This window comes from Candidatus Blochmannia sayi (nom. nud.) (genome assembly GCF_059935855.1).
Genome location: NZ_CP011796.1, coordinates 52,272 through 65,613, shown reverse-complemented (window position 1 = coordinate 65,613; position 13,342 = coordinate 52,272). Strand labels below are relative to the sequence as shown.

The 13,342-nt window shown below is 26.2% G+C and carries 11 protein-coding genes and 1 other RNA gene; 6 read left to right on the top strand and 6 right to left on the bottom strand.

Going from position 1 to position 13,342, the window contains the following annotated elements:
- Positions 1-73 precede the first annotated feature (73 nt).
- Both rnpB and rsmI read right to left on the bottom strand, forming a co-directional pair.
- Positions 74-518: RNase P RNA component class A (rnpB, locus tag Bsayi582_RS00265), an RNA gene on the bottom strand.
- A gap of 62 nt (positions 519-580) precedes the next feature.
- Positions 581-1,417 carry a 16S rRNA (cytidine(1402)-2'-O)-methyltransferase gene (rsmI, locus tag Bsayi582_RS00260; RefSeq protein ID WP_500815824.1) on the bottom strand — a complete coding sequence of 279 codons (837 nt, stop codon included), beginning with the start codon at positions 1,415-1,417 and terminating at the stop codon, positions 581-583.
- 637 nt (positions 1,418-2,054) lie between these two features.
- On the opposite strand from rsmI, the gene dolP reads away from it, so the two are divergent.
- Positions 2,055-2,642, top strand: coding sequence for a division/outer membrane stress-associated lipid-binding lipoprotein (gene dolP / locus Bsayi582_RS00255; protein ID WP_500815823.1), 588 nt, complete (start codon positions 2,055-2,057; stop codon positions 2,640-2,642).
- 1,793 nt (positions 2,643-4,435) lie between these two features.
- On the opposite strand, the gene rpsI is transcribed toward dolP, so the two are convergent.
- A complete protein-coding gene (gene rpsI, locus Bsayi582_RS00250) occupies positions 4,436-4,828 on the bottom strand; it encodes a 30S ribosomal protein S9 (protein ID WP_500815822.1) in 393 nt (130 codons plus the stop codon).
- Positions 4,829-4,859: 31 nt separating this feature from the next.
- Positions 4,860-5,288: a 50S ribosomal protein L13 gene (gene rplM, locus Bsayi582_RS00245; RefSeq protein ID WP_500815821.1), complete on the bottom strand. Its 429-nt coding sequence runs from the start codon at positions 5,286-5,288 to the stop codon at positions 4,860-4,862.
- Between the two features lie 560 nt (positions 5,289-5,848).
- On the opposite strand from rplM, the gene Bsayi582_RS00240 reads away from it, so the two are divergent.
- Positions 5,849-6,247: a Z-ring associated ZapG family protein gene (locus tag Bsayi582_RS00240; protein ID WP_500815820.1), complete on the top strand. Its 399-nt coding sequence runs from the start codon at positions 5,849-5,851 to the stop codon at positions 6,245-6,247.
- A 205-nt stretch (positions 6,248-6,452) separates the two neighbouring features.
- Positions 6,453-7,829, top strand: coding sequence for a Do family serine endopeptidase (locus tag Bsayi582_RS00235; RefSeq protein ID WP_500815819.1), 1,377 nt, complete (start codon positions 6,453-6,455; stop codon positions 7,827-7,829).
- A gap of 268 nt (positions 7,830-8,097) precedes the next feature.
- Here Bsayi582_RS00235 and murA read toward each other — a convergent pair whose 3' ends face one another.
- Positions 8,098-9,363: a UDP-N-acetylglucosamine 1-carboxyvinyltransferase gene (gene murA / locus Bsayi582_RS00230; protein WP_500815818.1), complete on the bottom strand. Its 1,266-nt coding sequence runs from the start codon at positions 9,361-9,363 to the stop codon at positions 8,098-8,100.
- Between the two features lie 50 nt (positions 9,364-9,413).
- Positions 9,414-9,668, bottom strand: a complete 255-nt coding sequence (locus tag Bsayi582_RS00225) for a BolA family protein (RefSeq protein ID WP_500815817.1) — start codon at positions 9,666-9,668, stop codon at positions 9,414-9,416.
- A 1,730-nt stretch (positions 9,669-11,398) separates the two neighbouring features.
- Here Bsayi582_RS00225 and lptC point away from each other — a divergent pair.
- The 3 genes from lptC to lptB are packed head-to-tail and all read left to right on the top strand — an operon-like array spanning position 11,399 to position 13,191.
- Positions 11,399-11,932, top strand: coding sequence for an LPS export ABC transporter periplasmic protein LptC (gene lptC / locus Bsayi582_RS00220; protein WP_500815816.1), 534 nt, complete (start codon positions 11,399-11,401; stop codon positions 11,930-11,932).
- Between the two features lie 34 nt (positions 11,933-11,966).
- Positions 11,967-12,425, top strand: coding sequence for a lipopolysaccharide transport periplasmic protein LptA (gene lptA / locus Bsayi582_RS00215; RefSeq protein ID WP_500815815.1), 459 nt, complete (start codon positions 11,967-11,969; stop codon positions 12,423-12,425).
- A gap of 43 nt (positions 12,426-12,468) precedes the next feature.
- Positions 12,469-13,191 carry an LPS export ABC transporter ATP-binding protein gene (lptB, locus tag Bsayi582_RS00210; protein WP_500815814.1) on the top strand — a complete coding sequence of 241 codons (723 nt, stop codon included), beginning with the start codon at positions 12,469-12,471 and terminating at the stop codon, positions 13,189-13,191.
- The last annotated feature ends 151 nt before the right edge of the window (positions 13,192-13,342 follow it).

The following is a 13,342-nucleotide window of genomic DNA, read 5'->3' as shown; positions in this document are numbered from 1 at the left end:
GGGATAAAATATATCAAGCATCATAAATAAATTACTCTATATTTCATTTTTTATTTACTACATTATTCATTTTAACAAGAATTGACCGTTAAGCCGGGTTCTGTCTTGGACAATCATTCATCTAAACTAATATTCACACATTAGCTTTAGCGGCTTACCCAGTTCAGTACGGGCTATACTATAGAACTTTTATTTAGCCTTGCTCCGAGTGGAGTTTACATGATATAAACTGTTACCAATTCATATGGTGTGCTCTTACCACACCTTTTCACCCTTACCTGATATATTTATTACATATATATATAAAAAAATATAAGTTGTAATAACAATTATCGGCGGTTTACTTTCTGTTGCACTTGTCGTAGATTTACAAATATCTCCCAGGTGTTACCTGGCACCCCGCCCTATGGAGCCCGGACTTTCCTCCCCTCCATTTGTAATTAAACTAACTAAAACATACAATACCTTTTAATTAATCACTATATATACAAAGAAGCAGCGATTGTCTAGTCAACTCCTAAAACAAAACATTAGATCTACATAATTAACATTATATCATCAATTAATCAATATTTTATTATTAGATTTTTTTAGCTTGTTCTTCACTCAAATAATTCTCATAAAGTTTATTTTTTTTTACGCCATATATATATTTTACCAAAATTGCAGCTTTTTTTACAGATAATTCTGATGTCAACAATTTCATAACATTCAGTATTTTAGGCGATAATTCATTATTGTTTAAACAATTACCTGATACAATTAAAACCATCTCCCCTTGAATACGAAACTTATCTTTCTGAACCCAAGACAACAATTCACCAATAGGAGCTCCATAAATAGATTCCCATATTTTAGTTAATTCTCGGACCAATACAACATGGCGTTTTAATCCAAAAACATTCACCATATCTTTTAAAGTATTTATTATACGATGTTTTGAATCATAGAAAATTAATGTACGTGATTCTTCGGATAAAATTCGTAAACGACTTATACGCAAATTGCGCTTATGTGGTAAAAACCCCTCAAAACAAAACCTATCCGTTGGCATTCCAGAAGCACACAACGCGGTAATAGCAGCGCACGGACCAGGCAACGGAATAACTCTAATTTTTAATTTATGACAAAACCGAACTAAATGATACCCTGGATCACTAATCAATGGAGTGCCTGCATCAGAAACTAAAGCCACACTCAATCCTGCTTGTAACTTTGAAATTAATATCGGTATTTTTTCTAATTCATTGTATTCATGTAATACGCACAAATCTGTACGAATAGAAAAAAAGTTTAGTAACACACGAGTACGACGCGTATCTTCTGCAGCTATACAATCTACTTGACGTAGTACTGACAATGCTCGATATGTAATATCTTGTAAATTTCCAATAGGAGTGGGAACTATATATAACACAAATACTCAATTAATTATCTCTAACAATATATCTATAGAATATAGAAATAAATATTAAAAACCTACTTCAACTAAAAATCATCTCGAAATCTTCTTAATTATCAAAAAATGAGTTCTACATTCTTTTCTACAACATTTATAGTACCAAATCAAAATTAATCTCTTTATATACCCAATTAAAAATTATATGCGATACACAATTCACATAATAAAAAAAATTACACTATTAATACAATAATCAATACTACAAATTAAAAAAAATTAATTAATATAATTGCTTTGTCTCTTCTAAAAGTAGAAAATATATCTACAACAATACAATCTGTTATCAACAATAAAATCTGTTACAGATTATACAAAAATATCAAACAATAATAAATCACTATATGATAAAAAATTCATTCACAAAAATGAATACTCAATTTATATTACATATTTTAAAGTAAATTAAAAAATACAACCAAAATATTAAGATTATTTAATAATGACATGCTATAATCTGACTGTCAGTATATACATGTTTATATACAAGTAAATATATCGGTAAAAATAACTGCTATTAATTCATTCAATACATACATACACAAAAACTGTGTTTCAAAATTCTCACATTCATAAACACGTATAAAAAATATAAATGAACACTAAAAATTATATTATTCAAATACTATTGATATTCTTTTCTATATTAATATTACAAGCCTGTTGTTCTAGTATGTTAACCGTTGGAACTGCTGCATTTATAACCACCACATGGAATGATTCTCGTACAATAGGCACTCAATTAGATGATAACATTTTAAAAATTCATATTGCTCATGCTCTCAACAAACACCAATATATAAAACAATCGACAAGAATAAAAAATACTGTATATCAAGGTAATGTATTATTAACTGGTCAAGCACCTTCTATTTCCTTATCAGAAGATGCTGTAAAAATAGTCATGAAAATTAACGGAACAAGAAACATTTATAATGCAATCCGTCAAGACCAACCAATATCTTTACAATCTGTTTTTCAAGATTTCTGGATTAGTAGTCAAATATACTTAAATCTGTTTTTTACAAGAAATCTAAAAACCTCTTGTATTAAAATAATTACAGAAAATAAAGAAGTATTTCTCATAGGTAAAATCACCCATGCAGAAAGCAGATACTTAGAAAAAATTGCTTATTCAATAAATGGAGTAAAAAACGTATTTACTGTATTTCATCACACATAAAATATACATACTGCTCACAAATAATTATTATATTTTTATTCGTTCTTTTTTACTTATTTTCATAAATAAAAAATAATCAATCATATCTACTATTTATATAAACACTTAAACCATAACACTTATATTTAACAATAAATTTCATTTCTATTACTGTTTTATAATTATTTTTAATTCAAATATTATATATGCACGATGTATAAAACAAACACTAAATTGTTTTAAATTACAAAACATAACCAACATATACACACTCACAAGTTTTATAAAACCTACAATTCTAAAACTTTTATTAAATTTTAAAATCAACAATAAACTATGAGGTATATTTTCATCTCCATACATTCTAAATCACTAAAATTATTCAATTCATTCCATATTGAATATTTATATAAGCAAATATCATTCAAATACAAACTCAAATACCTTTAAATAAAATAAACACATATACAACATAACACACAAAAAAAGACATATAATCATGTGCATATATAATACCTACTTACTTGCAGTCTAAGAAAAATCACACAAATTTATTACTATTAATCAATATGAACTAAAAATTTTTATTTTTATTATTAAATAAAAATCAATAAAAATATTAATAAATTTCCAAAACACAACTTCATATGTAAACAATTATACTGCAATTAGTCACAACAGAATCATAAAAAAATAAATATTTATATGTATACATATAAATATTTATTAAAAAATCATAGACCTATTTATAAAATATCACAAAACAAATTATATAGTAAAATTATAAAATATTAAAATTATTACCTTTTATTTACAATTCGCTATTTATTCATCGAAAAACAAAACAATTCTCATTAATTAATACAATATCCATGAAAATCTACCATTTTTTATCAAAATTCTCACATGAAAATATACAATATATAATAACTTTAATATTTATTCTTATACTTTATGCAAAAACAACCTAAAATATAATTAAAACCTATATTGTATTATATACTTCATTTTATGAAACAAAAAACCTATTTCGTTATTAAACAAATATATTTAAAAAAATTATCTTAATATTTACCTATAATTTACACTATTAATACTGACACTAACAAATTATTTTTTTATAATTAATACCCAATTCATGCATATCGAGTTAAGCTCAAACTAAAAATTAATAAATAACAAAACAAAACAGTTATAATACATATAAAACATGCATCCTACTCTAAATATTTTTTATTTTTTATAATCTTAAATACTTCTACTAATATAATTTTATTAACTTATATTATCACGTCATATATAAACATAATAAACCCAAGCTGATAAAAATAACACTTTATCGCATATTATATTACAATATATACATATACCTTTATTATCCAATCACAGCTCTTATCGATCATAAGATAAATCGTAACAAATATATGTGTATTAACCGCAAAATTAACTACACTACTGACTTACTACTACATGCATATCCCACCGTATAGCAGTATCACAAAACACTATATAATTTAGATATTACCTAAAAAACCATAACACTAATTTTTTAAACATTGTACAATAACTAATTAACTACCAATTAATAAAACAACAATATACTTTATTAAAATTAACTAACATGCATCTATTACATAACACTCTAAAAATTATTATTTAAAACCAATTAAATAACATTGTCTTTTCATCTTCAAAAAAACCAATAAATACTTTATATCTAAATCCAGCCCACCAGTATTAAATATTAAACAATATACATATACTTCATATATATGAATATATATGCACACAATTTATATTTACTGAAACAAATATCAACGTTTAGAAAATTGAGGACGCCTTCGTGCTTTACGTAAACCAACCTTTTTTCTCTCCACTACCCTAGAATCCCTAGTTACTAATCCAGCCGAACGTAATATACCACGCAATTTACTATCATACTGCAAAAGAGCACGAGTCATCCCGTGACATATTGCTCCAGCTTGTCCAGATACTCCTCCTCCTCTTACAGTAATACATGCATTTAATTTATCAAATAAATTAGTTATCTTTAAAGGCCTTTTAATAATTACTTGCATACTATCTTTAGAAAAATATTGATTTAAAATACGCTTATTTATAATAATTTTCCCATTTCCGGACTGAATAAATACTCGAGCAGAAGCACTCTTTCTTCTCCCAGTTCCATAATATTGATTATCGGTCATACCTAATTTACCCATTTTATTTTTTTATTTATCATAAATATATAAACTGAGGTACTTGCGCAGAATGCATATGAGTATCCCCTGAATATACTTTAAGTCTGCGATACATCATTCTACCTAAAGAACCTTTAGGTAGCATGCCCTTTACCGCTATTTCAATCACTCTCTCCGGACATTTATGCATCATCATGTTAAAGGAAGACTGTTTAATGCCTCCAATATATCCAGTATGATGATAATAAATCTTATTATCACGCTTGCGCCCACTTACAAAAACTTCTTTTGCATTTAAAACAATTACATAATCTCCAATATCCATATGCGGAGCATATTCTACTTTATGTTTTCCAATTAAATATTTAGTTATTACAGTAGATAAACGACCAAGTATTTGATTCTTTGCGTCAACTATATACCATGTCCGCTTTAATATATTTGATTTAATCATAAAATTTTTCATATAAATAAAATTCAACCAATACAAAAATAATCCTATCAACTAAAAAATAATACTACAAAACACACATCTATCCATATAATAAATATTACCATGTAATACTACTATTAATAAAGTAAAATTTTTCAATGTTATTTAAATTTAAAACGCATATATATTAATATTGATCTTATAAACATCTTAATAATCTACATATTACTACTTACAAAAATAAATAGATAAAAGTGTTATTATGTTAATTTTTGATGTTGAATAAATATATATTACATATCATTCCCTTAAAAAATAACCAAATTTATTTAGAAATAAATTTTTCAAACACCATTTTCATTTTTACAATCATTAAAATTTTTATCTAAAACATCAATTATAATCAAACTATTAATTTTATTAATTTAACACTATTCTATGTAATACTTATTTATTGATAAAGAAAACTAAGTAGAATAAAATTACAGTAAACGAAATACATATTAAATCAAGTATATTGTATAATAAATATTACATAATCAATTAACACAAATTTAAATATACTCACTTAAATACATTCAGGAGTTTCTATCATGATATGTATATATATGCTTGTAAGTTTGGTAATTGGCGTTCTTATAGGCGCTACCATGATGTATTACAGAGCACGTTACTTATTGAACGACCGAAAAATTTTACATAACGAATTACAAGGTAATAAAATTAAATTAAATGAATACCAAAAAGAGTTAAACAATCATTTTAGCTATACCATAGAATTATTGAACAAAATGGCAGACGACTACCGTTGTCTGTATCAGAATGTCAAAAAAAGTGCTAACTTTTTTTTACCAGGTACAGACATTAAAGATAATATGTATACATTTAATGTAAAAAAAACAAAAATGAACGACGAACAATTACCAATAAAAGCACCATTAGATTACTCCGATAATACAGAAAATACTCTAAAACATTATGATAATAAATAATAAAAAAATTCAAAAAAATCACATAAATTATTTTTACACTTCATGCCGCATATATATGATACAACACTTCCAACATTAAAATCATAGAATCAACTAAAAATTGACTCTAAATATGTAAATATATGCAATTTGACATTGAAGTTTTACAAGTATTTTAGTAAGAAAATTATTCTTACCAAAAAGTTAATTAATTAAGTTACCATTTATGAAAATAACTCATTTACTTAATATATTAAGTATAGTATTTATACTAGGAATTTCATATTCTGAATCTTCTACTAATCACGCAACTTTTTCTACAGAAACTTCAAGATTTATGCCAAGTTTGGCTCCTATGTTAGATACAGTACTTCCCACGGTAGTAAGCGTACACGTAGAAGGCATTCAACCTGCAAAAAAACTAACCCTACCTAAAGAATTTAAATATTTTTTTGGACCAGACATCCCTGGCGGAGGAAATTTTGGATCTAGACAATTTGAAGGATTAGGATCAGGAGTAATTATTAATGCTAACAAAGGCTATATTATCACCAATAATCATGTTGTCAATGGAGCAGATAAAATTAAAATACAACTTAACGACGGACGAGAATTTAACGCAAAATTAATAGGCCATGATGAACAAACTGACTTAGCATTACTTCAACTACTAAAATTTAAAAATCTCTCTGAAATAAAAATAGCTGATTCCGATACTTTAAAAGTCGGCGATTTCGCTGTTGCAATAGGTAATCCCTTTGGATTAGGCCAAACAGCAACCTCTGGTATTATATCGGCATTAGGAAGAAGCGGTTTAAATCTTGAAGGATTAGAAAATTTTATTCAAACCGATGCTTCTATAAATAGAGGAAATTCTGGAGGAGCACTAGTAAACTTACAGGGAGAACTAATTGGTATTAATACTGCTATATTAGCACCTGGAGGAGGAAATATCGGCATTGGTTTTGCTATTCCTAGTAATATCGTAAAAAATCTAAGTCAACAATTGATTGAATTTGGAGAAGTTAAACGAGGACAATTAGGGATAAAAGGAACAGAATTAACTGCTGATATTGCTAAAGCATTTAATATAGATACACAACGCGGAGCATTCGTCAGCGAAGTTCTACCAGGATCTGCAGCCGCTAAAGCAAATATACAAGCAGGAGATATTATCGTATCTATAGAAGGAAAACCAATAAAAAGTTTTGCAGAATTAAGAGTAAAAGTGGGCACAACTAACCCAGGAAAAATTATAAAACTAGGATTATTGCGAGACGGAAAAATACGAATAGTATCAGTATTGCTAGATGATAGCGCCTCTATCAGTAGTACTGAAGAAGTATTAACTCCTGCTTTACAAGGAGCTTCATTAAGTAACGGATATTTAAAAGATGGAACAAAAGGGGTTCAAGTTGAAGAAGTCATTAAAGATTCTCCAGCCTACTCCATTGGACTACAAAAAGGCGATGTAATCATTGGACTAAATCGTACAAAAGTGCATAGTGTATCTCAACTACGTAAAATACTCAACGAAAAACCATCAGTTATAGCACTTAATATTGTACGCGGAGATACTAATATATTCTTATTACTCCGTTAATTACTACTATATATATAAATAGTAAATGTAAATTTAGCAAAAAAAAATAATTACAATGCATATGATTACTATTTTGTAACTAGCTAATATACGACTAATATACTAATAATTTTACCATCAATATTATTAATAACATCATATAAAATACATCTACAAGGGATACACACTCAAATTATTAAATAAAAACTAACACAAAATTATCTTTATATAAAAATTACAAAACTTAATTAAAATTAAAAAAAATTATCAAATATTTTATGCAATCAAATTATTTATTGGTTACTCGTTTAATATGAGCTCCCATATTTTTTAATTTTTTTTCAAAATGACAATATCCACGATCAATATGATATATGCAATCGATTATTGTTAATCCTTCAGCAATACAACCAGCCAGCACTAAACTTGCAGAAGCCCTTAAATCTGATGCCATTACTTGAGTTCCAATCAACGAATTAACACCATGACAAATAATATAATTATTTGTCATTTTAATACGAGCTCCCATACGAATAAGTTCTGGTACGTGCATAAACCTATTTTCAAATATAGTCTCCACAATTTTTCCTGTTCCTTCAGATAATACATTTAGTAAAGTAAACTGCGCTTGCATGTCGGTGGGAAATCCTGGATACGGCTGAGTACATACAGTAATAGCTTTTGGTCTCCTTCCGTGCATATTTAAACTAATCCAATCTTTACCAGTGTTAATGTCAGCTCCAGATTCACGTAATTTTTTTAAAACAAATCCCAAAGTATCTGGTCGAGACCCTAAACATACTACATTTTTACGCGAAATAGCAGCAGCAACTAAAAAAGTTCCAGTTTCAATACGATCTGGAATAATACAATACTTTCCTCCTTTTAGTTTCTGAGTGCCTTCAATAGTAATTCTATTACTTCCGGCTCCGCTAATATTCGTTCCTAACATCATAAGAAAATTAGCAGTATCAACAATTTCTGGTTCACGAGCGGCATTGTCAATTATAGTAATTCCTTCTGCCAAAGAAGCAGCGCTCATAATAGTCACTGTAGCGCCAACACTAACTTTATCCATAATAATATGCGCCCCATGTAATCGTCCGCTCACAGAAGCTGTAACATATTCTTCTTCTAAAACAATTGTTGCTCCCAATTTTTTTAAACCATTCACATGTAAATCCACTGCTCGTTCTCCAATCGAACAACCACCAGGCAACCAAATTTTTCCTTTCCCAAATCGCGCTACCAATGGTCCTAGCGCCCAAATTGAAGCCCTCATAGCTTTAACTAAATCATAAGGAGCACAATATGTATTCACGCTACTAGTATCTGCAAACACCATATCACAATACTCTATTTTTGCGCCAAGTTGTTTTAATAACTCAATAGCAACATCAATATCTTTCAATTTAGGTACATTATAGATCTCTATTGGTTCTGCAGTTAACAACGTGGCAAACAAAATAGGTAATGCAGAATTTTTAGCACCTGATATAACCACTTCGCCACTTAAAGGAGTAGGACCGCGAATATAAAATCTATCTATCGTCATAATCTATATGCAAATTGTTATATCAATATCATATTAATTCAAGATGAAAATCACACATTATATAGTTTACGCTTTATACTCCATTCCTCAGGGCTAAATGCCTTAATAGATATAGAATGAATTTTATTGTTCAATATATGTTGCATAAGAGGCGCGTATATAATTTTATGTCTCTTAAGTTCGCTCATATCACAAAAAACACGACTCACAGCTATAATTTGATAACTATTTTCATAACAAGAAACATATACTTCTTCCAATGATAAATTTTTCAATAATATATTTCGAACTTCATTCACGTGCATATATGTTAAAACCTACTATTTATCAAATAATCACACCATTTATATAATACAAAAAATATATTTTTCACATTCTTCGATCGAAAACACCCACACTATAAATTTTGCACCAAATACATTACATAAGTTTTACATTATTTTAAATTAGAAATATATATATTTAACACACTAAAATTAATTACATAACCATTATTACAATCCCATTTCTTTAAAAATAGAAACAAAAAAAATTAAATAATATTCATAATAAAAATCATTTTCCCTTTTAAAAGGCCCATAAATTATATTGTTATCATACTAACAATATTAGATAATATTATATCGTTTGAATACAAAAGTAAATAACACCTATATTCCTTTAGCTCAAAAAGATAAACAAACGATATTTTTAAAAAATATATTTTATAATATTTAGTTACACCAAATTCTCATTCTTCAAAAGAAGATTATTCTTATATTATTAAATCAATTAATTATTCAAAGTTTAACCATAGACCCCACATATTCTGCCATATACATTAGATTTAAATAATTAAATAAATCCTTATCTATATTTATAATAAAAATCATTATATTAATTTAACGAATTAAATATCCTTGAACAAATATAAAATTAGTTAGTTATTCATACTAAACTAGAATTTTTCAATATTAATTATCCAATTTTTTAATATCTCACATACATTACTCAATCATTAAAAACACACACTATTTTTTTTTGATCATCAAAATATTTAAATCTATCTTTAAATACGCTATTAATCATATCAGTAATTTTGTTACACTTAACGGTTTTTTTAATAATGCTTATTATTTCTCATAATACAAACTTTTCTAAATATTTTAATATATACATATTCATATATTTCTAATTTTATCAAAACAATACTTACCCAAATCAAAAAAAATAATTCTTAATCGTTAAAATCAATTTAATTACATTAAATTTATTTATATAATTACACTAATATTTACATACATTACAATTATACTTTGTACTATTTATTAAATAAATCGATTAACTCATTATAAAATAACTATTAAATATCCAAACAAAGAAACATTAAATCATTAATTACTATCAAACTAAACTTTCGTATTAATTCAATTAAAAATAATACTTTTGCGAATACGAAAAAAATGTTCGAATCACAATTCTTTTTAAATTATTTCTCTGTAATAAACATTAATTATTAATAAATAAACACACTATCTGCATTTTTACTTACAAACAAATTGCGCCTCAAATTTTTTGACAAATCATTTATACTATTACTTATCATATTCCCTACAAACGGATACACTACCATATATATAAATTCATATTATAATCAATCACTATTTTCATAAATCCATATGTGATAATATCTCGTGTCATATACTTATACATTCATATCACTATGAATAAAACACACAAGTTATTATGTAAATTTTATAAAAAATATCATAAATATTGATATAAAGAATGATTATAGTTTTACAAATCTTACATATGTCAAAAAATTATTTAAAATAAAAAATTAAATAATACAATTAATAACTATTATAATAGTAATATTAAAATGATTCTAAATAATATTTAGAATCATTTACCAATAAAAATAAAATATTAAATTATAATTATTAAATATAAAATCATAAAATAATGTTCTATATATCCACATTTTTAATGTGTATCAATAAAATAGTAAAAAATATATTTTTTATTTTTTTTTCTTATTTTATTGATATTGATGTTCATATCTTTGCCTATTATCATAAGGAAAGAATTACACACACTTAATAAATCATTAAATCCATTAACTAATAATACAACACATACTTACCAAAGTAACAATACAACAATTAACATATATGATACGACAGGAAAAATTCAATTCAAATTAACAGCTCACTGTATTCAACATCATTCAAATCAAAAAATTACTTGGTTGATGTATCCACAAGTTACTGTTTTCAATTCAAAAAACATTCCAATATGGAAAATTACAGCAAATAAAGCTAAACTAAATCATAAAAAAACATTACATTTATACGAACACGCTTATATTAATAACTTAATAAACGATACATATGTTCAATCCATTACTACAAATCAAGCAACAATTAACTTAATAACTCAAGATATTATTTCAAATGCAAAAGTAATCATACATGGTCATAATTTTTATTCTATTGGCACGAAAATGAATGCTAATTTACGCACACAAACAATAAAATTAACAGATAATATACAAACTTATTATAAAATTAAACATGCACGATAAATACAAAATAATATTTAATTATATCAATACATTTATGCTACTCATATATTCTCTCGCCCTAGCAGATGAAAAATCAAAAACAATTCAAATTTATTCTACATATCAATCAATTAATATATTAACTAGTACAATAATTTTTACCGGTCAAGTGACCCTCAAATATCAAAATATTGATCTTCATGCAGATAAAATATTAATTTTTCATACAAAAGATAAACATGTTCCATCCATAATAAAAGCATATGGCAATCCTGCCACCTTCACTCAAAAACAAGAAACAAAGAATATAAATACAATATTTGCTCAATCATTACTGATATATTACAATGTTAACAATGATACTATTAACCTGATTGGAAATGCTTACATAGAACAATCAGGAAATACCATACAAAGTGACAATATTACATATTCAATAAAGAAGAAACAAATCAAAGCTATTTCTACTCAAGGAAAACAAGTTATTACAACTTTATCAGCAAAATCAGTTTAAAATAAAATTCAATACAAAAAAACTAACACAGAATCATGACTTAATGAGTGTACTTGCTATAAAAAATTTATCTAAAATTTATAAAGGAAAATATGTAGTTAAAAACATAAATTTATATATTTCTCCTGGAGAAATTGTTGGATTATTAGGTCCAAACGGATCAGGAAAAACTACAACGTTTTATATGATATTAGGAATTATTCAACATAACTCTGGCGGTATTTTCATTGATAACAAAGACATTAGCATGCTACCAACTCATCTTAGAGCTCGATTAGGCATAGGATACTTACCTCAAGAAAGCTCCATTTTTCGTCGATTAACTGTATTTGAAAATTTAATGGCTATATTACAAACTCAACATAATCTTAGTACAATAAAACGCAATAAATTAATTATAGAATTAATGGATAAATTTCATATTCGCCATTTACAAAATAATATTGGCCGCACATTATCTGGAGGAGAACGAAAACGCGTAGAAATCGCGCGAGCATTAGCTGCTAATCCTAAATTTATACTACTTGACGAACCTTTTTCTGGAGTAGATCCAATTTCAATAATAGATATACAAAACATTATTAAAGAACTCAAACATCATAAACTTGGAATCCTAATAACCGATCATAATGTAAGAGAAACATTACGTATATGTGAACGATCATATGTTGTGAATCGAGGAGAATCCATTGCTCATGGATCTCCTAAAGAAATATTGAATAATAAACACGTACAACAAGTATATTTAGGAAATCTATTCAAATAATAAATTATTTATTCCCATATCGTCACCAACTTCTTTTTTGTACAAAATAGCAACAAAAAAATCAAACATTACTACTTTAATAATCCAGTACACTAAAACTATAATCAAACAATAATTTAAAATAAAAAATTAATTTTAATAAATCATAATC

Coding starts and splice junctions, on each gene's coding strand:
- Bsayi582_RS00240 (WP_500815820.1), top strand. CDS start 5,849: ATGATATGTATATATATGCTTGTAAGTTTGGTAATTGGCGTTCTTATA.
- Bsayi582_RS00235 (WP_500815819.1), top strand. CDS start 6,453: ATGAAAATAACTCATTTACTTAATATATTAAGTATAGTATTTATACTA.
- lptB (WP_500815814.1), top strand. CDS start 12,469: ATGAGTGTACTTGCTATAAAAAATTTATCTAAAATTTATAAAGGAAAA.
- dolP (WP_500815823.1), top strand. CDS start 2,055: ATGAACACTAAAAATTATATTATTCAAATACTATTGATATTCTTTTCT.
- Bsayi582_RS00225 (WP_500815817.1), bottom strand. CDS start 9,668: ATGCACGTGAATGAAGTTCGAAATATATTATTGAAAAATTTATCATTG.
- lptA (WP_500815815.1), top strand. CDS start 11,967: ATGCTACTCATATATTCTCTCGCCCTAGCAGATGAAAAATCAAAAACA.
- lptC (WP_500815816.1), top strand. CDS start 11,399: ATGTTCATATCTTTGCCTATTATCATAAGGAAAGAATTACACACACTT.
- rpsI (WP_500815822.1), bottom strand. CDS start 4,828: ATGACCGATAATCAATATTATGGAACTGGGAGAAGAAAGAGTGCTTCT.
- murA (WP_500815818.1), bottom strand. CDS start 9,363: ATGACGATAGATAGATTTTATATTCGCGGTCCTACTCCTTTAAGTGGC.
- rplM (WP_500815821.1), bottom strand. CDS start 5,288: ATGAAAAATTTTATGATTAAATCAAATATATTAAAGCGGACATGGTAT.